Source organism: Rhodoblastus sp. 17X3 (assembly GCF_030056575.1).
Taxonomy (GTDB): domain Bacteria; phylum Pseudomonadota; class Alphaproteobacteria; order Rhizobiales; family Beijerinckiaceae; genus Rhodoblastus.
Genome location: NZ_JASHHX010000002.1, coordinates 18,682 through 38,120 on the forward strand (window position 1 = coordinate 18,682; position 19,439 = coordinate 38,120).

The following is a 19,439-nucleotide window of genomic DNA, read 5'->3' on the forward strand; positions in this document are numbered from 1 at the left end:
GGTCGCGTTTCCCGATCTTTGCGTTTAGCTTGGCCATCAACATAGTGTCGGAACGTCCCCGCGGGGTTTGCAATGCCGAAAATCTTCCGCGCCATTGGCGCAATGACGGGCACGTCCATGGACGGGATCGATCTGGCCTTTCTGGAGACTGACGGCCGCCAGATGCTGAAATTCGGGCCCGCTGCTTCCTATCCCTTTTCCGACGCCGACCGCGCCTTGCTGCGCGGCGCCGTTGACGCCGCCAAATATCTCGTCAAGCGCGACGACCGGCCGGGGGTGCTGGCCGAGGCTGAAGCGCTGATCACCAAGCGCCATATCGAGGCGATCCGCGATTTTCTGACGCGGGAGAGCATCGACCCGGCGGCGGTGGACGTCATCGGCTTTCATGGCCAGACCGTGCTGCACCGTCCCGACCGGGGCCTGACCGTGCAACTCGGCGATGGCGCCTTTCTCGCCCGCACCGTGGGCATCGACGTCGCCTATGACCTGCGCGCGGCGGATATGGCGGGGGGCGGGCAGGGCGCGCCGCTGGTACCGGTCTTTCATCGCGCTCTGGCGGAGGCCTCTGGCGCCATCCTGCCGCTGCTGTTCGTCAATATCGGCGGGGTCGCCAACATCACTTATGTCGCGCCGGACGCGGACCCGATCGCCTGCGACGCCGGGCCGGGCAACGCCCTGCTCGACGATCTGATGCTGGCGCGCACGGGCGCTGCGATGGATGCGGACGGCGCCTGCGCGCTTTCCGGCAAGGTGGACGAGGCCGCTCTCGCGGCTTTGACCTCTCATTGCTATTTCTCACAAAAGCCGCCGAAGTCTCTGGACCGGAATGCTTTTTCTCCTGAGGCGGTTTCGGGTCTGGCGACGGCTGACGCCGCGGCGACGCTTGCAGCCTTCACGGCGTGCGGGATCCTCGCCCATCTGCGCTTCCTGCCCGGGGCGCCGCGCATGATCGTCCTGTGCGGCGGCGGCGCCAGGAATCCGGCGATCGTCCAGGCGCTTGCCGAACGCGCGCCCTGTCCGGTCCGGCGCGCGGAGGATTTCGGCTGGGATTCGCAAGCCATCGAGGCGCAGGCCTTCGCTTTCCTCGGCGTGCGCTCGGTCAAGGGCCTGCCGCTGACCTTCCCGACCACGACCGGCGTCAGCGAGCCGATGACCGGCGGCGCGCTGGCCTGGGCTGGCTGACAGCGATTCGTCTCAGCGCTGGCTGGGCAAGGCGAGGACGTCGAGGACCTTGAGGCATTCAGCTTCCTTGCCCTGCGCCTCGAACTGCCGCGCCTCATCGAGCGCCTTCGCGGCCTTGGCCCGCGCCACGCCCTTGGCGGCGGCGATCGAGTCGGGGGTCGGCTGGTGGTGCGTGGTCGCGAAATCCGATTCTTTCATATCCAGCGGAATATCGCCGCCGGTGTCGAGCACGGCTTGCAGGCGCGCGATTTCGCTATGGCACGTCCTGCTCTGGGCGACGGCGGGCGCGGCCAGGATCACGGCGACGGCCGAGGCGAGGGTGAGGATCTTGTGTGTGACGGCGCGGGTCATGATGCGCTCCTTTCCGGGAACGGTCGAAAGGCCGGGATAAAGTGTCAAGGTTCAAGCATTCTGGCAAATCCGGACAGGTTCAGCCCTCGCTCGCATAAAGCCGCTGCATTTCGGCAATGTCGTCCATTGAGGGCAGGCCGGCCTCATTGCCGAGATGCTGGATCTTGAAGGCCGAGGCCGCGCGGGCGAAATCGAAATGCTCCGCCCAGCGCGCGCTGCGGTTTCGCATGTAGGACGCCAGATAGGCGCCGTGAAACACATCGCCGGCGCCGGAGGTGTCGATCACCTTATCCGACGGCACGGACAGGGCGGGCATGCGCGAAATAAGCCCGTCCTCGTCGCTCCACAGCAGGCCGCGCTCGCCCTCGGTCACCGCGGCGATCTTGACGCCGCGCGCGGCGAGATAGGCTAGCGTTTCCAGCGCGGTGAGCTTCAATTGCGCGCAAAAGGCCTCCGCCACCACGGCAATGTCGATGGAATGCAGCACTTCCTCGGTATTGGCGCGCACGGCGCCGCCGTCGAGCGAGGTCAGGAGACCCTTCTCCCGGAACGCCTTCGCATAATATAGCGCGGCGTCGGCCTGGTGGCCGTCAAGATGCAGCGCCTCGTAGCTCGACACGTCGAGCTTCATGAACGGGCGCAGATGATGAGAGTCGCGCGCGCGCAGGATGGCGCGCTTGCCGCCGCTCGGCAACACGAAGGAAAGCGACGAGCGCGCGACTTTGCGCGGATAGATCGAGACGCCGTATTTATGCGCCATTTCCCAGAACATCTGCCCGAGCCAGTCGTCGGCCATGGTGGTGAGCAGGTCGGGCTGCAGGCCGAGCCGCGCGCAGGCGAAGGCGGCGGTCACCGCATTGCCGCCAAAGGAAACCGCGAAATCCTTCGCGACGGATTTCTCGTCGCCCGAGGGCATGACGTCGGCGATCATCGTCATGTCGATATAGGAATGTCCGACAAAAAGGGCGGTCACGGCGGTCTCGTCTGGCGGTGAATGTCGGGCCGATTAATTCACAAAATCCTTTATCTGTCTTTGAATATTGTCACGCCTGCGCTCCCGCAAGCCCGGCCTTGCGACGCGGGACTTGAACCTTGCTCCGCCGCGCGCGATGTCATCGACGAAACTTCAATCGCGGACAGACACCCATGACCAAGACCGATCCCGCCCTCGTCTCCCTCGTCTCGCAGGCTGGCGAGCGCGCCGCAGAAACGCCCGTCTCGTCGCTGTTCATCGGGCGCTGGTCGTCGCGCGCCATGACCGGCGAGCGGATTCCCGACGAGGCGCTGTTCGCTTTGTTCGAGGCGGCGCGCTTTGCGCCCTCCTACATGAATTCGCAGCCCTGGCGCTTTGCTTTCGCCCGGCGCGGCGAGCCGGATTTCGAGAAATTGCTCGCCAGCCTGAACGAGTCCAATCAGGTGTGGGCCAAGGATGCCTCGGCGCTGGTGCTGATCGCCAGCAAGGCCGCCTTCACGCCGCCTGGCAAGAGCGAGGAAGCGATCAATCCGGCGTCATCCTTCGACTCCGGCGCCGCCTGGGCGAGCCTGGCCTTGCAGGCGAGGCTGCTGGGCTGGACCACCCGCGCCATGGCCGGGTTCGACAAGGACAAGGCGCGAATCGCGGCGAAAGCGCCGCAGAGCCTGAAACTGGAGGCGATGATCGCCATTGGCCGGCGCGGCGATCCGTCCAGCTTGCCGGCGGACCGACAGCCGATGGAAAAGCCGAACGCGCGCAAGGCGATCGCGGAAATCGTCTTTGCGGGCGCCTTTCCCGGCGATTGCTGAGGGCGGGCGCGGGCCGCCGAAATCCGGTATAGGATCGGCGCGAGGGAGCCGTGGATGACCTATAGCGTCAAGGAAATATTCAAGACCCTGCAGGGGGAGGGCGGGCAGGCCGGGCGCGCCGCGGTGTTTTGCCGCTTCGCCGGCTGCAATCTATGGAGCGGCCGCGAGGAAGACCGCGCCGAGGCCGCCTGCACGTTTTGCGACACCGATTTCGTCGGCGTCGATGGCGAAGGCGGCGGCAAATTCGCCGCGGCGGAGGATCTCGCCCGTCGCCTCGCCGAGGTCTGGGGCGAGGGCGGGGACGAGCGCTGCGTCGTCTTCACCGGCGGCGAACCCTTGTTGCAGCTCGATTCCGCGCTGATCGACGCCGCCCACGCCCAGGGCTTTTTCATCGCGGTCGAAAGCAATGGGACTATCGCGCCACCGCCTGGGATCGACTGGCTGTGCGTCAGCCCCAAGGCGGGCGCTCCGCTTCGGACGACTTATGGGCAGGAATTGAAACTGGTCTTTCCGCAGCCGGGCCTGACGCCGGAAGAATTCGAGGCGCTGGAGTTCGAACGGCTGTTCCTGCAACCCATGGACGGTCCCGACCGCGAGCGCAATACGCAGCAGGCGATCGCATTTTGCCTGGCGCATCCGCGCTGGCGGCTAAGCCTCCAGACCCACAAGATGATCGGGATTCCATAGGCGGATTTTCGCGAGCCAATTCAAGGCTGTTGCAAAAAGACAATGGTTGTGGAAAAAAGGCGCCGTCAGGCTGGAGCTGCGCCGGGATTTGATTTGAATCGGAGCAAGCTCCGCGCAAGATGCTAGCCTGACGATCCTGTAAGCGCCGCCATGCTGGCATGATGGCGCAGGATGCGAATCGCCGCCAAGCGCGATTCGCTCCGGAGGCGGAGGCAAATGCAGTGAAGCATCGGAACTGGGTGCGTTTTCTGGGGCTTTCCGTCGCCTCCGCAGCGTCGCTTTGCCTTGGCGCCTTCCTCTCCTATCAGGCCGCGATGCAGGCTGAATCAGCGGAATCGCCGGCATCCGGCGCGACTGCGCTGTTCGGCGCGGCCGGGGCCGAAAGCGCCGCGGTTGAGACGCCCGTGGTTTCCGACCAGACCGCCACCGTCAAGCCTGCTCCGGTCAAGACCGCCGAAGCTCCCGCTCCCGCGCCGGAGAATCCCCGCCCGGTGGTGCTGGCGAGCCTCCAGCCGGACAGCCTGCCGATCTTTTCCTCTTCCAGCGCCTTTTCTGGCGGCTTGGCCGGGCCGTCGTCGCTGCGTTCGGACGACGCGCCGTCGGCCTCGCCGTCGCCTGCTCAGGAATCGGCGCTGCCCGAAAGCGACCTCACCGCGCCGGCCGATCCGCAGCCCCTTCCCACCGCGCCGGCCCAGCCGCCCGAAGGCCAGGCTCTGTTCCATGGCAAGCCGGCCCCGCTGCCGCCGGTCCGTCCGGCCTCGCTCAAGGCTCCCACGACGATCGCCGCCCTGATCGAGGCCTCGCCCGTCGCCATACCCGCCCCTCCGGCTGGGCCGCAGCCTGTCATTGGTCCTTCGCCCGTGATTTCCGCCGCGCCCCCGGCGCCGGCCGCCGCTGTGTCCCCGGCCGCTTCCGCCCCCGCTTCGGCGGCCAAGGCCACTCCGCCCGCCGCTTCAATGGCCGCCGCCGCCTCGCCGGGTTCTTTCCCGGGCGTCGCCAACGCCCTGGCTGCTGTGACAGCCTCGATCGGCGGCGCGAACGCCGCGGTCACGCCGGGCCAGCCGTCGGCGGAAGTCCTGCCTGACGACAACGCCCAGGGCGGCTTCAAGAAGGGCTCGCCCGCCTATGTCCGCATCTTCAAGAAGGAAGGCGTGCTCGAGCTCTGGCTGAAGCGCGGCGACAATTACGCGCTCTACAAGTCCTATCCGGTCTGCAAATGGTCCGGCCAGCTTGGCCCCAAGACCCGCCAGGCGGATTACCAGTCGCCCGAGGGCTTCTATTCGGTCTCCGCCCGCCAGCTCAATCCCAACTCGCACTATCATCTCGCTTTCGACATCGGCTATCCCAACGCCTATGATCGCCGTCAGGGTTCGACCGGCAGCGCCGTCATGGTCCATGGCGATTGCAAGTCGGTCGGCTGTTTCGCCATGACAAATAACGGCATCGACGAGATCTATGGCATTGTCGAAGCGGCCCTGCGCAATGGCCAGCATGAGGTGCCGGTTCATATTTTCCCCTTCCGCATGACGGAAGAGGCGATCGCGCGCGAAAGCTCTCCGAAGCAGTTCATGGCCTTCCTCACGCCGGCGAACGCGCCGCCGCAAAGGGATTGGTCGGGCTTCTGGCGCAATCTGAAGGAAGGCTACGACATGTTCCAGCGCAGCCACGTTCCGCCGGTCGCCTATGCCTGCGGCGACCGCTATGATTTCGGCGCCGGCGCGAGCTCCTGCTCGCGCATCGCCGGCTGGTAAGTCGTCCGGCTGCTGAAATCGCATTCTCCCATCTGGCGGGCGCCACGCCGCCTCGATATGATCCCGTCGCCCGCGCTTCAATCCGATGCGCGGGCAATATTTTCGGTAAAGGAAGGCATCATGGCTATCGTCGGCATGTGGAAACTGTCGCTGGAAACGCCGTTCGGCGTACAGACTCCCTCTTTGCGGATCAACGCCGATGGCACCGGCGGATTGATCTCGCCGATCGGCGAGGCGCCTCTGAACGAGCTGGTGGTCAACGACGACACCGCGGAATTCAGCGCGAGCGTTCCGACCCCGATGGGCAATTTCGCCATTGGCTTCAGCGTCAAGGCCAGCGGCGACGCGCTAGCGGGGACCTTCACATCGCCGCTCGGCGCCACCGATTTCACCGGCGTGCGCGAGGCCTGAGCCTCGTCCCTGCTCGCCTCAGCCTCTAGGGGCGGCGTCGACTTCGTTGACGAAGGCGGCGATCCGCTCCAGGGTCGGCGAATCCAGCAGCAGCGGCGCGTGGCCCTGGCCCGGCACGACATGGGTCTGGCAAAGCGGATTGCGCGCCGCCATTTGCGCATGGACCTCAGGCGTCAGGAGGTCCGAATTCTCCCCGCGCAACGCAAGAATGGGCGCCTTGAGGGCGCAGAACTGCGGCCAGAAGTCCGGCAGCGGCGCCTCCGGGTCGAATGATTCCATGGTGCGCGCCAGTTGCGGATCATAGGACAGGCGCAGCCGCTCCGGCGTGATGTTCAGCGAATTTTCCGCATAGAACCGCCATTGCTCGTCGGGCACGTCGGGAAATCGTGGGCCCATGACGCGCCTGTAATGCTCCACCGCCTCGTCGAGGTCGCGCAGCAAGGGCAGGCGTCCGATGTAATTCTTGATATTGGCGAGACCGGCCGGGTTGAGCTGCGGGCCGACGTCATTGAGGATCAGGCCCTTGACGAGGTCCGGACGGACGCCGCCAAGCGTCAGGGCGTGCAGCCCGCCGCGCGACAGGCCGATGAAGATGGCGGAGTTGATTCCCAACGCGTCGATGACGGTCAGAATGTCCGTGAATTCGATCGGGAAGGAATAATGGGTCCAGTCGGGGTCCCAGTCCGAACCGCCGCGCCCGCGATAATCAATGCCGACGATCCGCCTGTGCGTGCGCGTGCTCAGAAAAAGCGCCAGCACGACGAAATCACGCGCGGGACGCGTCAGGCCCGGCAGGCAGATCACCGGAACGGCGCCGCTCTCCGCGCCGAAGTCCAGGGCGTGCAAGTTCAGCCCGTCGGCGGATTTGAAAAAATGGCTTTGCAGCTTCTCGCTCACGCGAGCCCCTCCCGCATTTCACGTGACGCGGGCTTCGCCGGGGCGTCGCCGCGTCAGTCGCGCTGTTTCAGGAGCCGGCCTTTTTCGCGGTTCCAGTCGCGCTGTTTTTCTGTTTCGCGCTTGTCGTGCAATTGCTTGCCCTTGCCGAGAGCGATCTCGACCTTGGCGCGGCCTTGTGCGTTGAAATATAGCTTAAGCGGCACGATCGTCATGCCCTCTCTTTGTACGCCCTGCGAAAGTTTCGCGATTTCGCGCTGCTTGAGCAGGAGTTTGCGGAGGCGCTTTGGTTCGTGGTTGAAGCGGTTGCCGGCGAGATATTCGGGAATATTGGCGTTCACGAGCCAGATTTCGCCGTGCTTGTCGACGCTGGCGTAGGATTCGGCAATGGTCGAACTGCCGGTCCGCAAGCTTTTCACCTCCGTCCCGGTCAGCGCGATGCCAGCTTCGAAAACCTCGCCAATTTCGTAATTGTAACGAGCCTTGCGATTGTCGGCGACGATCTTGAAATTCTTTGCTGGTTTTTCCGCCACTTTTCGCCGGGAAGTCCCGCTCCGTCTCGCCTGCGGCGGCGCAAGGCGCCGCCGTGGGAAGGTTCAGCCCGCCAGGACGCCGGCATGGACCATGGCCGCGCGGATCGCCGCGCGGGTCTTGTCTGTCGAGCTGACCAGCGGCAGGCGCACTTCCTCGCGCGCGCGGCCGAGCAGGCTGAGGCCCGATTTCGCGCCGGTGACGCCGGCTTCGAGGAAGGTCGCGGCGTGCAGGGGCGTCAGGCTGTCCTGAATGGCGAGCGCCCTGACGTAGTCGCCGTCGGCGGCGGCCTCCCACAGTTGCGCGCAGGGACGCGGCGCGATATTGGCCACCACCGAAATGCAGCCGACCGCGCCGGCGGCAAAACAGGCGAGAGCCGTCATGTCGTCGCCCGAGAACTGCAGGAACCCTGGCCCCATGGCCTGACGCTGCATTGAAATGCGCGCGATATTGCCGGTGGCGTCCTTGACCCCGGCGATATTGCGCAATTCGTCAGCGCAGCGCTTCATGGTGTCGACCGACATGTCGATCACCGAGCGCGGCGGGATATTGTAGATGACGATCGGAATGCCGATGGCTTCGTCGATCGCCTTGAAATGCTGAAACAGGCCCTCCTGATTGGGCTTGTTGTAATAGGGCGTCACCACCAGAACGGCGTCGGCGCCCGCCTTTTCGGCGTGGACCGCAAGTTCGACCGCCTCGCGCGTGTTGTTGGAGCCGGCGCCGGCGATGACCGGGACGCGGCCCTTCGCCTCCGCAATGGCGATCTCGACCACGCGCTTGTGCTCGGCATGGGACAGCGTCGGGCTTTCGCCCGTCGTCCCAACCGGGACCAATCCGTGAATGCCGCTCTCGATCTGCCAATCGATCAAGGCGCGAAAAGCGGCCTCGTCCACTGCGCCCTCCTTGAAGGGGGTCACCAGCGCCGTCATCCAGCCATGCAGTCGCGTACTTGTCGCCATCGCCTCTTTCCGTCCTGCTTCTCGCCGCAAGGGCGCCGCTTTTGGCAGGTTATGTGCCTGCGCCACTCATAGCGGCTGATTGCGGCGACGGAAAGGGGTGCGTGGCTTCCGTCGCGTCGAATGCTGATTTCCTCCCGGCGCGGTTTGGTTAACCCGTCGTTAATTCCCCGGGCGCAGGCTGAAACCTTGCGTGGCGGAGCAACAGGATATTGCGATGAGGATTTTGCGTATGGACCGAAGGCTGACCGGCGCCGCCTTGGCGACCGCCTTCTGCCTGTTCATACCTGCCCAGCATCAGATCGCGCGCCGAATCCATATCCCGGCCGATCCTGTCCCTCCGGCGCCGTCGCACGCCCCCTTCGCCAACCCGCAATCTTCCGCCATGCCGTCGCCGTCCGAAACTGCGGAGCAAGGCGATGGCGCGTGGAGCGCGCCCGATCCTTCCAAATTCGGCGGCGCCTCGCCGGACAGCGAAGCGCGCGCGGCGCAGGCCGCCGCGCTGGGCTACGACCTCGCGGGCGCGACCGAGGCGCTCGAAGCCTATTCCGCCGGGCAGGGGCAGGCCGGCGACGCCATTCTCGCGACAAAGGACCCGGTCGTGCGCGCGGCCGTTGAATGGGCCTTCGTGCGGCTTCATCCCGGCGAGGCGGGCCTTGCGCGCGTCGCCGCCTTCATCCGGACCCATGCGGACTGGCCGGTCGCGGGGCTGCGCAAGCGCGCGGACGAACTGGCTGGCGGCGAAGGCGCCAAGCCTGAGCGCGTCGCCGCCTATTTCGCCGAATTTCCCCCCGTCTCGCCTCCCGGCCAGATCGCCTATGCCGAACTGCTGAACGCCGATCCCGCCCGCGCCGCGGAAGCGGCGAAGATCGCGCGCGACGTCTGGCGCGACAGCGACCTGACGCCGGCTCAGGAAAAGCGTCTGCTCAAGACCTTTTCCGGCGCGCTTTCCGCCGCCGATCATATCTATCGCGCCGACCGGCTGATGCTGCGCGAGCAGTCCTCGTCCGCCGCGCGCGCCGCAGCCCTGGCGGGCAAGGACGCCCTGGCGCTCTACCGCGCCCAGGCCGATCTCGCCAATGACGCCAGCTGGGCCAAGGTTTCGGGACGCGTGCCGGCGAGCCTGCGCGACGATCCGGCTCTGCTCTATCTGCGGATCCACAGCGAGCGCCACGCCGAACATATCGAGGAGGCGGCGAAACTCATGCTCGCCGCGCCGCGCGAGCAGTCGAAACTGGCAAGCCCCGACGACTGGTGGACGGAACGCCGCCTGATCGCGCGCAAATTGCTCGACGCAGGCGACGCCCAGCGCGCCTATCGCCTTTGCGCCGAACATGCGGCGGTCTCGACCGAGGCGCAGATCGAGGCCGAGTTCCATTCCGGCTGGATCGCGCTGCGGTTCCTGAACGATCCTGCGCTGGCCGCGCCCCATTTCGACAAGCTGGCGCAGATCGCGCGCAAGCCGCATTCGGTCAGCCGCGCCGCCTATTGGCAGGGACGCACAGCGGAGGCGCGAGGACTTGACGCGAAGCCCTTTTACGCCCGCGCCGCCAATGAGACAGAGACGTTCTATGGCCAGCTCGCCCGCGCCAAGCTGGGCGACGAACCCGTGGTGCTGCGTCCGGCGGCGGCGCCCGCGGAAGGCGACGCCCGCGCCGATTCCGTGCGCGCCGTCGAACTGCTGTTCGCGCTCGGCCAGAAGGACGCCGCACGCCAGCTTGCGCTGGAAAGCGCCGCCGTCCTGGCCGCGCCCGAGCAGATGGCCGCGCTGTCGCGCCTGATCGAGACGAACAGCGACGCCAATACCGCCCTGATCGCGGGCAAGGCGGCCCTGCATCGCGGCATGGCGATCGACAGCCTGGCTTTTCCGCTCAATGGCGTGCCGCAATATTCCGAACTCGCCAATTCGGCCAGCCGCCCTGTGGTGCTGGCGATCGCCCGGCAGGAGAGCGCCTTCAACGCCACGGCGAAATCCGGCGCGGGCGCCTTCGGGCTGATGCAGATGATCGAGCCGACCGCGCGCAAGGCGGCGAAGAGCGCCGGCGTGGCCTTTGATCAGGCGCGGTTGAAAACTGACGCCGCATTCAACGCCCAGCTCGGCGCTTTTCATCTCGGGCAATTGCTCGGCGAATATCGCGGCTCTCATGTCCTCGCCTTCGCCGCCTATAACGCGGGCGGCGGCAATGTAGGCGACTGGATCAAGGCCTATGGCGACCCGCGCAATCCGCTCGTCGATCCAATCGACTGGATCGAGCGCATCCCCTTCACCGAAACGCGCAATTACGTGCAGCGGATCGTCGAAAACCTGCACATCTACCGCGCCCGGCTGAGCGATCCCGCGCCGAACCTTTTCGCTGTCGATCTGCGGCAGAAGGTCGCCGCAAAAGATTGATTGGGGGTCAGCCCGCGCGAAGCTCCGCGGCGAGTCGCGCGAAAACGGAATCGAACATCTCTGGCGTCAGCACGCCGGTATTGGTGTTGTAGCGCGAGCAATGATAGCTGTCGCACAGGGTGAGGCCCCGGGCGTTCAGGCGATGGACCGCGCCATGGGCGAAGGGAAAAGCCTTCGCCTTCTCCCCGAACAGTCTCAGCGCGCTGTCATGGGCGATGCGCCCCAGGCAGAGGATGAAGCGCAGCTTCGGCATCGCTGCGATTTCCCGAACCAGAAAATCGCGACAGGCGGAAATCTCCTGCGGCGTCGGCTTGTTCTGCGGCGGCACGCAGCGCACGGCGTTCGAGATCCGGCAATTGTTTAGATGCAAACTATCGTCTGCGCTTTCGCAATAATTTCCCGAGGCGAAACCGTGCCGGATCAGGGTCGGATAGAGCAGGTCGCCCGCCCAGTCGCCCGTAAAAGGCCGCCCTGTGCGATTGGCGCCATGCAACCCCGGCGCGAGTCCCAGAATCAGAACGGAAGAGTCCAGCGCGCCGAAGGCGGGCACGGGAGCGTTATGCGCCCCCGGCAAAGCCTGGCGGTTTTCCGCCCGAAACTCCGCGAGGCGGGGGCACAAGCCGCAATTCGACGCGGGTTCAGCAAAAGAAAGAGGCGCTTCCGGTTTCATCGGCGCGCCTCTTGCTGGATTTGCGGCTTTTTTTGAGCCCGCACAGTCATGCTTCGCGGGTCATTCGTCGTCCGAAACCGTCTCATGCGGCATCGCGGTCGTCGGCGTGACGGGACGGCGCTCCTGGAAGCGCTGGAGGCGTTCGGTGCGGTCGGCGGGATCGCGGCCGATCTTGTTGACGAGATGGACCAGATCGACGAATTCGTCCGCCTGGCGGCGCAGTTCGTCGGCGACCATCGGCGGCTGGGTCGTAATGGTCGAAAGCACCGAGACGCGCACACCCTTGCGCTGGACAGCCTCGACCAGCGAACGGAAGTCGCCGTCGCCGGAGAACAGCACCATATGGTCGATGTGGTCGGCCATCTCCATGGCGTCCACGGCGAGCTCGATGTCCATGTTGCCCTTGACCTTGCGGCGGCCGAGCGCGTCCACGAATTCCTTGGCGGGCTTGGTGACGACCGCATAGCCATTGTAATCGAGCCAGTCGATCAGCGGGCGGATCGAGGAGTACTCCTGATCCTCAACCAGGGCCGTGTAATAAAACGCACGCAGCAGGCGACCCTTGGACTGAAACTCTTTCAAGAGGCGCTTGTAGTCAATGTCGAAGCCGAGTGATTTCGCGGTCGCGTAAAGATTTGCTCCGTCAATGAATAAAGCGATGCGTTCCTGATCTGCCATTATGTTTTTCCATTTCCGGTTGTGCTAAAGCTGCGCACAAATCGCAAGTGTTAAGATTTGGATTCGATTTACTCCAAAACCGGCCAAAAGCAAGTTTAAGAATCATGAACATTTGGACAGGCGCGCGTTAACGATCCTGTCCTGATCTGGCGAGATGGCTGTGTCGTAGATATACGAGCGCCACGACCGCCTGGATCGCCCTATTTTCGGGGTTTGCCCGGTTGCGCCCTCGATCGGCTGGATTTCCATCAGGATTGGACCGCGTGCATTCGTATTTCGGAACGCGAGGCGGCTATCGGGAGAATATTTTTCAATCCGTCATAATTGCTATCCTCTTAAAAGCCAATTGGGACATTTTGACGGAAAAGGCTTGACCCGTCGCCAAAAGTGCGAAACTTGCCCCGACGGGTATTTTTATGTAATACATTTTGAAATTCCCGATCATCCGATGTTTTGAGGAGCTGGCCGAATGGCGCGCGTCACAGTTGAAGATTGCATCGACAAGGTCGATAACCGTTTCGATCTCGTCCTGCTGGCCAGCCATCGCGCTCGGATGATTTCGTCCGGCTCGCAGATCACTGTCGCGCGCGACAATGACAAGAACCCCGTCGTCGCCCTGCGCGAGATTGCGGATACCACGATCGCGCCTGATGACCTGAAGGAAGATTTCATCCACTCGCTGCAAAAGCATGTCGAGGTCGACGAGCCCGAGGCGGAAGTCGTGCCGAGCCTCGTGACGCCCGCCAGCGACGCGACCGGCGATGTCCAGTTCGACCGCATGACCGAGGAAGACCTGCTGCGTGGTCTCGAAGGCCTGGTGCCTCCGGCCGAGACCGACGACGATTCGGAATAGCAGCCGCTCGCGTCGCGCAAGGCGGCGATGACGGCGGACAGCGCCTCCCGCGGATCATTTGCGGGGGGCTTTTTCTTGCGCGCTTGCGCGCGCATTTGACCTGATTCATCTCCCAAATCGCTTGCTCAACTCCGCCACGGCGTCGATAGTAGCAAGGCGGAATTTGTGGGAACGGTGGGCCGCAGGGAATGTCTTCAGCATGATGCGGCAGTACGAACTCGTCGATCGCGTTCGAAAATATAATCCGCAGACCGACGAGGATCTCCTTAACCGAGCCTATGTCTACGCCATGCGCGCCCATGGCCAGCAGAAGCGCGCCTCGGGCGATCCCTATTTCACGCATCCGCTCGAAGTCGCGGCCATCCTGACCGAGATGAAGCTCGACGACGCGACCATCGTCGCCGCCGTGCTGCATGACACGATCGAAGACACTGGCGCGACCAGGGCCGACATCGACACTTTGTTCGGGCCGGAGATTGGCCGGCTTGTCGATGGCCTCACCAAGCTGAAGAAGCTCGATCTCGTCTCGAAGCGGGCCGCGCAGGCGGAGAATTTCCGCAAGCTGCTGCTGGCCATCGCCGAAGACGTGCGCGTGCTGCTGGTCAAGCTCGCCGACCGCCTGCACAACATGCGCACGCTGCACTATGTGTCGCCGGAAAAACGCGCCCGCATTGCCGAGGAGACGCTGGACATCTATGCCCCGCTCGCCGGGCGCATGGGCATGCAGAACCTGCGCGACGAGCTGGAGAATCTCTCGTTCAAATATCTGATGCCCGAAGCCTTCGCGATGGTTTCGACTCGTCTGGAGGATCTGCGCGAGAAGAACCACGAGCTGATCAAGACCATCGAGAACGAACTGACCGAGGAGCTGGCGCGGCGGGACATCAAGGCCGACGTGCGCGGGCGGCAGAAGCAGCCCTATTCGGTCTGGAGCAAGATGGAGCGCAAGTCGCTCGCCTTCGAGCAATTGTCCGACATTTTCGGTTTCCGCGTCGTCGTCGATAACACAGACGACTGCTATCGCGTGATCGGCGTCGTCCATCGGAAATGGCCGATGGTGCCGGGGCGGTTCAAGGATTACGTCTCGACGCCCAAGCAGAACGACTACCGTTCGATTCACACCACCGTGGTCGGGCCGGGTCGCCAGCGCGTCGAGCTTCAGGTGCGCACCCATGAGATGCACGACATCGCGCGCCACGGCATCGCCGCCCACGCCCTGTACAAGGATGGCCGCGACGCGCCCGCGCCCGTGCTTTCGCATGAGAGCAACGCCTATCAATGGCTCAAGCGCACCATCGACATGCTCTCGGAAGGGTCGAGTCCGGAAGAATTCCTGGAGCACACGCGGCTGGAGCTGTTCCATGACCAGGTGTTCTGCTTCACGCCCAAGGGGCGCCTGATCGCGCTGCCGCGCGGCGCGACGCCGATCGATTTCGCCTATGCGGTCCATACCAGCGTCGGCAATTCCGCCGTCGGCGCCAAGATCAACGGCCGCCTCGCGCCGCTGCTGGCGCCGCTCGACAATGGCGACGAGGTCGAGATCGTGCGCGCCGAGGGGCAGACGCCGCCCGCCGCGTGGGAATCCATCGCTGTGACCGGCAAGGCCCGCGCCGCGATCCGCCGCGCCACCCGCGACGCGGTGCGCGCGCAATATGCGGGTTTGGGCCGCCAGATCGTGCTGCGCGCCTTCGAGCGCGCGGGCAAGAAATTCTCCGACGACAAATTGCGTCCGTCCCTGCCGCGCCTCGCGCGTTCGACGATCGACGACGTGCTGGCGGCGGTGGGGCGCGGCGAGATGTTTTCCGGCGATGTGGTCAAGGCCGTCTATCCGGAATTCAAGGAAGAGCGCAAGGCGCAGGCGCCCGACCGCACCGATCCGGGCTGGTTCCGCATGCAGAAGGCCTCAGGGGTGCAGTTCAAGGCGCCCGGCGCCAGCAGCGACGCCCAGGCCGTGCCGATCCGGGGGCTACATGGCGACCTGCCGGTGGCTTTCGCGCCCAATGGCGCCGTGCCCGGCGACCGTATCGTCGGCATCATGACGCCGGGGCAGGGCATCACCGTCTATCCGATTCAGTCGCCCGCGCTCGCCGCCTTCGACGATCAGCCCGAGCGCTGGCTCGACGTGCGCTGGGACGTCGAGGACGCGCAGTCCCTGTTTCCGGCGCGGATCATGGTCGCGGCGATCAATGAGCCGGGCAGCCTCGGCGCCGTGGCGAGCCTGATCGGCGAGCAGGGCGGCAATATCGACGACGTGACCTTCAACAAGAAATCGCCAGACTTCCGCGAAATGATCTTCGACATTCAGGTCTTCGACCTGAAACACCTCAACGATATTCTCTCGCGCCTGCGCGTCCTGCCGATGATCAACAGCGTCGAGCGCGTCATTGGTTAAGAGTCTTCTCTGTGAGCCTTCCGACTCGTCGGAAGGCAGGGCGCCCGGCGACATCAGTCGCCGCCGCGCCGGTCGGCGCGGACAGCGCCGGTCATTTTCATGATCGGCGCAATGAGATAATTCCTGAGCCGTTGCCATGAAAGGCCCAGCGATGAGTTTTGCGAAAAAAATCCGCCTCGGCGTCAATATCGATCACGTCGCCACCTTGCGCAACGCGCGCGGCGGCTTCGCGCCCGATCCGCTGCGCGCAGCGCAGATGGCGCTCGCCGCCGGCGCCGACGGCATAACCGCGCATTTGCGGGAGGATCGCCGCCACATCGTGGACGAGGACATGCGCCGCCTCAAGGCGTCCATCAATGCGCCGCTGAATTTCGAAATGGCCGCGACCGAGCAGATGCTCGATATCGCATTGAAAATCCGCCCGCACGCCAGCTGCCTCGTGCCGGAAAAGCGCACCGAGCGCACCACAGAAGGCGGTCTTGATGTGGTGAACGGGCGCGAAAGGCTCGCGCCCTTCGTCGACGAGCTTCTGCGCGCCGGCATTCGGGTCTCCCTGTTCATCGAGCCTTCGTTCGAGGCGCTGGCCGCCGCGCGCGCCCTGAAGGCGCCGGTGGTCGAACTGCATACGGGCGCCTGGTGCAACGCCCTGGCGCTGGGCGAGACGGATAAGGCGGAAGCCGAATTCGAGCGCCTGCGCGCGGCGGCGGAGGAGGCGGAGCGGCTGGGGATCGAATGCCACGCCGGCCACGGCCTCGACTTCGACACGGCGCGGCTGATCTCCGCCTTCCCGCAGATCGTGGAGCTGAACATCGGTCATTTCCTGATCGGCGAGGCGGTCTTCGTCGGCCTCGATTCCGCGGTGAAGGAGATGATCGCCGCCGTCGCCCAGGGACGGGCAGGGGCGGCCGGGGCATGATCATCGGTCTCGGCCTCGACCTTTGCGACATCCGGCGCATCGAACATATGCTCGAGAAACATGGCGAGCGCTTTCCGCGACGCTGCTTCACGCCCGTCGAGCGCGCCAAGGCCGACGGCCGCAAGGCGCGGGCGGCGACCTACGCCAAGCGTTTCGCCGCAAAGGAGGCCTGCGCCAAGGCGCTCGGTTGCGGGATCGGGCAGGGGGTGTCGTGGCGGGACATGGGCGTGGTCAATGATCCGTTCGGACGGCCGTCGCTTGAGTTGACCGGCGGCGCGGCGGAGCGGCTCGCCCGGCTCACGCCGGAGGGCTTCGCGGCGCGCGTCCATCTGACCATGACCGACGAATATCCGCTGGCCCAGGCGCAGGTGATGATCGAGGCGGTTCCCAAAACATTTCCCGAGCCGCGCCTCCAGCCGTGAGCCTGGCGCCATTTTGCGCGGCGGACGGACAGAAAGCGGACAAAAATTCGCCCGGAATGGGCGCGACAGCCTTGCGTCGGGGCGCGAAAACGCCGACAACCGGCGCCCGGAACTGGAAAAAAGACATGAGCGAATCCATGAGCGACACCTCGCCGCGCGCCGCCAAGAAAGCCGAACAGGGCGGCAAGTCCGAGGGAGGACTCGGCGAAACGATCATTGTGATCCTTCAGGCGCTGGCGATCGCTCTCGTGGTCCGCACCTTCCTGTTCCAGCCCTTCAATATTCCGTCGGGCTCCATGATCCCGACGCTGGAGATCGGCGACTATCTCTTCGTCTCCAAATATAGCTACGGCTATTCGCGCTATTCCTTCCCCTTCGGCCTGCCGCCGTTCCAGGGCCGCATCCTCGGCTCCGCGCCCAAGCGCGGCGACGTCGTGGTGTTCAAGCTGCCGCGCGACAATGAGACCGATTACATCAAGCGCGTGATCGGCCTGCCCGGGGACAAGATCGAGATGAAAAAAGGCCGCCTCTACATCAACGACCAGATCGTCGAGCGCGAGCCCATCGAGAAGGCGCAGACCGAGGATCTTTACGGCCATTTCGGCCCGGTGCCGACCTATAAGGAAACCCTGCCGGGCGGCGTCACCCACACGATCATCGAGATCCAGGGCGATGACGGCTTCAACGACAACGCCGGGCCCTTCATCGTGCCGCAGGGCCATTATTTCATGATGGGCGACAACCGCGACAATTCCACCGATTCCCGCGTGCCGCAGGATCAGGGCGGCGTCGGCTATGTGCCCTATGTCAATGTCGAGGGCCGCGCGGAGATGATCTTCTTCTCGGTCGGCGGCGGCGCGGCGGCCTGGGAGTTCTGGCGCTGGCCCTGGACCCTGCGCTTGAACCGCATGTTCCACACGGTTCGATGAGCGTCGCTGGCGACGCCGCGGCGGAGTTCGGCGATCTCGCCGCGTTGCAGGAGCGCGTGGGCTATCGATTCGCCGATTCGTCGCTGCTGTCGCGCGCGCTGACTCATGTCAGCGCCTTGCCCGCGACGCAGGCGCTGCGTCGCGTCGATTCCTATCAGCGGCTTGAGTTTCTCGGCGACCGCGTGCTTGGCCTCGCCGTATCCGACATGCTCTGCGAACAGTTTCCGGGCGCGGAGGAGGGCGAGCTTTCGCGCCGCCTCGCCGATCTGGTCCGCAAGGAGACCTGCGCCGACGTCGCGCGCGAATGGGGCGTGGGCGAGGTCCTGCGGCTCGGCGAGGGCGAGGCCCAGACCGGCGGCGCCAAGAAATCCGCCATTCTCGGCGACGTCTGCGAGAGCATTCTCGGCGCGATCTTCCTCGATGGCGGCTTCGCGGCGGCGCAGGCGACGATCCGCCGCTTCTTTCACGCGAAAATGCTCAATCCGGTGCGGCCGCTGCGCGATCCGAAAACCGCCTTGCAGGAATGGGCGCAGGCGCGCGGCCTGCCGCCGCCGTCCTATCGGCAATCGGGGCGGACGGGCCCGGATCACGCGCCCGTTTTCATCATGGAAGTTGTCATCAACGGCTATGAGCCGACAGCCGCCAGGGGCAGTTCGAAACGCTTCGCCGAACAGGCCTGCGCACAGAGCTTCCTGACCCGCGAGGGCGTCTGGGAGGAGGGGGAATGACTGAGGAGACGAAGGCGCCGCGTTGCGGCTTTTGCGCCCTGATCGGCGCGCCCAACGCCGGCAAGTCGACGCTGCTCAACCAGCTCGTCGGCGCGAAGGTTTCGATCGTGTCGCGCAAGGTCCAGACCACCCGCACGCTTGTGCGCGGCATCGCGCTGGAAGGCGACGCGCAGATCATTTTCGTCGATACGCCCGGCATTTTCGCGCCCAAGCGACGGCTCGACCGCGCCATGGTCACCTCGGCCTGGGGCGGGGCGGGCGACGCCGACGTGGTTTGCCTGCTGATCGATGCGCGCAAGGGCTTGGACGAGGAGGTCGAGTCCATCCTCGAAAAGCTGCCGCAATTGCGCGCGCCGAAGATCCTCGTGCTCAACAAGATCGACACGATCGAGCATGAAAAGCTGCTCGGCCTCGCCGCCAGGCTGAACGAGCGGATTCAGTTCGCCGACACCTTCATGATCTCGGCGCTCAAAGGCCATGGCTGCGCGAAATTCCGCGAGAAGCTCGCGGAATATATGCAGCCCGGTCCGTGGCTCTATCCCGAGGACCAGATTTCCGACGCGCCCATACGCGCGCTGGCCGCCGAGATCACCCGCGAAAAGCTGTTCGAGCGGCTGCACGATGAGCTGCCCTACCAGTCCACGGTCGAGACCGAATTGTGGAAGGACCAGCCCGACGGCTCGGCGCGCGTGGAGCAGACGATCTATGTCACCCGCGAGGGGCAGAAGAAGATCGTGATCGGCGAAGGCGGCAAGACGATCAAGAGCATCGGCTCGGCGGCGCGCAAGGAAATCATGGAAGCGGCGGAACAGAAGGTCCATCTGTTCCTGTTCGTGAAAGTACGCGAGAATTGGGGCGACGACCCGGAGCGCTATCGCGAAATGGGCCTGGAATTTCCCAGGAAATAAGGG

General features: G+C 64.9%; 20 protein-coding genes. 13 read left to right on the forward strand and 7 right to left on the reverse strand.

Going from position 1 to position 19,439, the window contains the following annotated elements; all coding sequences use genetic code 11:
* Positions 1–72: 72 nt before the first annotated feature.
* Positions 73–1,182 carry an anhydro-N-acetylmuramic acid kinase gene (locus QM467_RS02810; RefSeq protein ID WP_283364778.1) on the forward strand — a complete coding sequence of 370 codons (1,110 nt, stop codon included), beginning with the start codon at positions 73–75 and terminating at the stop codon, positions 1,180–1,182.
* 12 nt (positions 1,183–1,194) lie between these two features.
* Here QM467_RS02810 and QM467_RS02815 read toward each other — a convergent pair whose 3' ends face one another.
* Entirely contained in the window at positions 1,195–1,533 is a 339-nt protein-coding gene (locus tag QM467_RS02815) for a hypothetical protein (protein WP_283364779.1), read from the reverse strand.
* A 79-nt stretch (positions 1,534–1,612) separates the two neighbouring features.
* The gene (locus tag QM467_RS02820; protein WP_283364780.1) at positions 1,613–2,506 is read right to left on the reverse strand and encodes a PfkB family carbohydrate kinase; all 894 of its coding nucleotides are present in this window, start codon (positions 2,504–2,506) and stop codon (positions 1,613–1,615) included.
* A gap of 173 nt (positions 2,507–2,679) precedes the next feature.
* Here QM467_RS02820 and QM467_RS02825 point away from each other — a divergent pair, with 173 nt between their 5' ends.
* The 4 genes from QM467_RS02825 to QM467_RS02840 all read left to right on the forward strand — a co-directional run bounded on the left by QM467_RS02825 (position 2,680) and on the right by QM467_RS02840 (position 6,164).
* A complete protein-coding gene (locus tag QM467_RS02825) occupies positions 2,680–3,315 on the forward strand; it encodes a nitroreductase family protein (RefSeq protein ID WP_283364781.1) in 636 nt (211 codons plus the stop codon).
* 54 nt (positions 3,316–3,369) lie between these two features.
* Entirely contained in the window at positions 3,370–4,002 is a 633-nt protein-coding gene (queE, locus tag QM467_RS02830; protein ID WP_283364782.1) for a 7-carboxy-7-deazaguanine synthase, read from the forward strand.
* 221 nt (positions 4,003–4,223) lie between these two features.
* Positions 4,224–5,753 (forward strand): L,D-transpeptidase family protein, encoded by a 1,530-nt coding sequence (locus QM467_RS02835; protein ID WP_283364783.1) that lies wholly within the window; start codon positions 4,224–4,226, stop codon positions 5,751–5,753.
* 120 nt (positions 5,754–5,873) lie between these two features.
* Positions 5,874–6,164 carry a hypothetical protein gene (locus QM467_RS02840; protein ID WP_283364784.1) on the forward strand — a complete coding sequence of 97 codons (291 nt, stop codon included), beginning with the start codon at positions 5,874–5,876 and terminating at the stop codon, positions 6,162–6,164.
* 18 nt (positions 6,165–6,182) lie between these two features.
* On the opposite strand, the gene QM467_RS02845 is transcribed toward QM467_RS02840, so the two are convergent.
* The 3 genes from QM467_RS02845 to dapA all read right to left on the reverse strand — a co-directional run bounded on the left by QM467_RS02845 (position 6,183) and on the right by dapA (position 8,551).
* Positions 6,183–7,061 carry an alpha/beta fold hydrolase gene (locus QM467_RS02845; protein ID WP_283364785.1) on the reverse strand — a complete coding sequence of 293 codons (879 nt, stop codon included), beginning with the start codon at positions 7,059–7,061 and terminating at the stop codon, positions 6,183–6,185.
* Between the two features lie 53 nt (positions 7,062–7,114).
* Entirely contained in the window at positions 7,115–7,591 is a 477-nt protein-coding gene (smpB, locus tag QM467_RS02850) for an SsrA-binding protein SmpB (RefSeq protein ID WP_283364786.1), read from the reverse strand.
* A gap of 63 nt (positions 7,592–7,654) precedes the next feature.
* Positions 7,655–8,551: a 4-hydroxy-tetrahydrodipicolinate synthase gene (gene dapA, locus QM467_RS02855; protein WP_283364787.1), complete on the reverse strand. Its 897-nt coding sequence runs from the start codon at positions 8,549–8,551 to the stop codon at positions 7,655–7,657.
* A gap of 214 nt (positions 8,552–8,765) precedes the next feature.
* On the opposite strand from dapA, the gene QM467_RS02860 reads away from it, so the two are divergent.
* Positions 8,766–10,940 (forward strand): lytic transglycosylase domain-containing protein, encoded by a 2,175-nt coding sequence (locus tag QM467_RS02860; protein ID WP_283364788.1) that lies wholly within the window; start codon positions 8,766–8,768, stop codon positions 10,938–10,940.
* Positions 10,941–10,947: 7 nt separating this feature from the next.
* Here QM467_RS02860 and QM467_RS02865 read toward each other — a convergent pair whose 3' ends face one another.
* Positions 10,948–11,610 carry a uracil-DNA glycosylase gene (locus QM467_RS02865; protein ID WP_283364789.1) on the reverse strand — a complete coding sequence of 221 codons (663 nt, stop codon included), beginning with the start codon at positions 11,608–11,610 and terminating at the stop codon, positions 10,948–10,950.
* Between the two features lie 60 nt (positions 11,611–11,670).
* The gene (locus QM467_RS02870) at positions 11,671–12,288 is read right to left on the reverse strand and encodes a LabA-like NYN domain-containing protein (protein WP_283364790.1); all 618 of its coding nucleotides are present in this window, start codon (positions 12,286–12,288) and stop codon (positions 11,671–11,673) included.
* A gap of 469 nt (positions 12,289–12,757) precedes the next feature.
* On the opposite strand from QM467_RS02870, the gene rpoZ reads away from it, so the two are divergent.
* The 7 genes from rpoZ to era all read left to right on the forward strand — a co-directional run bounded on the left by rpoZ (position 12,758) and on the right by era (position 19,436).
* Positions 12,758–13,141 (forward strand): DNA-directed RNA polymerase subunit omega, encoded by a 384-nt coding sequence (rpoZ, locus tag QM467_RS02875; protein WP_283364791.1) that lies wholly within the window; start codon positions 12,758–12,760, stop codon positions 13,139–13,141.
* Positions 13,142–13,340: 199 nt separating this feature from the next.
* Positions 13,341–15,533 carry a RelA/SpoT family protein gene (locus tag QM467_RS02880; protein WP_283364792.1) on the forward strand — a complete coding sequence of 731 codons (2,193 nt, stop codon included), beginning with the start codon at positions 13,341–13,343 and terminating at the stop codon, positions 15,531–15,533.
* 151 nt (positions 15,534–15,684) lie between these two features.
* Positions 15,685–16,449 carry a pyridoxine 5'-phosphate synthase gene (locus QM467_RS02885; RefSeq protein ID WP_283364793.1) on the forward strand — a complete coding sequence of 255 codons (765 nt, stop codon included), beginning with the start codon at positions 15,685–15,687 and terminating at the stop codon, positions 16,447–16,449.
* A complete protein-coding gene (acpS, locus tag QM467_RS02890; RefSeq protein WP_283364794.1) occupies positions 16,446–16,871 on the forward strand; it encodes a holo-ACP synthase in 426 nt (141 codons plus the stop codon). The genes QM467_RS02885 and acpS overlap by 4 nt, the downstream gene beginning before the upstream one ends.
* A 125-nt stretch (positions 16,872–16,996) precedes the next feature.
* Positions 16,997–17,800 carry a signal peptidase I gene (gene lepB / locus QM467_RS02895; protein WP_283364795.1) on the forward strand — a complete coding sequence of 268 codons (804 nt, stop codon included), beginning with the start codon at positions 16,997–16,999 and terminating at the stop codon, positions 17,798–17,800.
* Complete coding sequence (rnc, locus tag QM467_RS02900; RefSeq protein ID WP_283364796.1) at positions 17,797–18,528, forward strand: ribonuclease III; 732 nt, start codon at positions 17,797–17,799, stop codon at positions 18,526–18,528. The genes lepB and rnc overlap by 4 nt, the downstream gene beginning before the upstream one ends.
* Complete coding sequence (gene era / locus QM467_RS02905; RefSeq protein WP_283364797.1) at positions 18,525–19,436, forward strand: GTPase Era; 912 nt, start codon at positions 18,525–18,527, stop codon at positions 19,434–19,436. The genes rnc and era overlap by 4 nt, the downstream gene beginning before the upstream one ends.
* Positions 19,437–19,439: the final 3 nt, after the last annotated feature.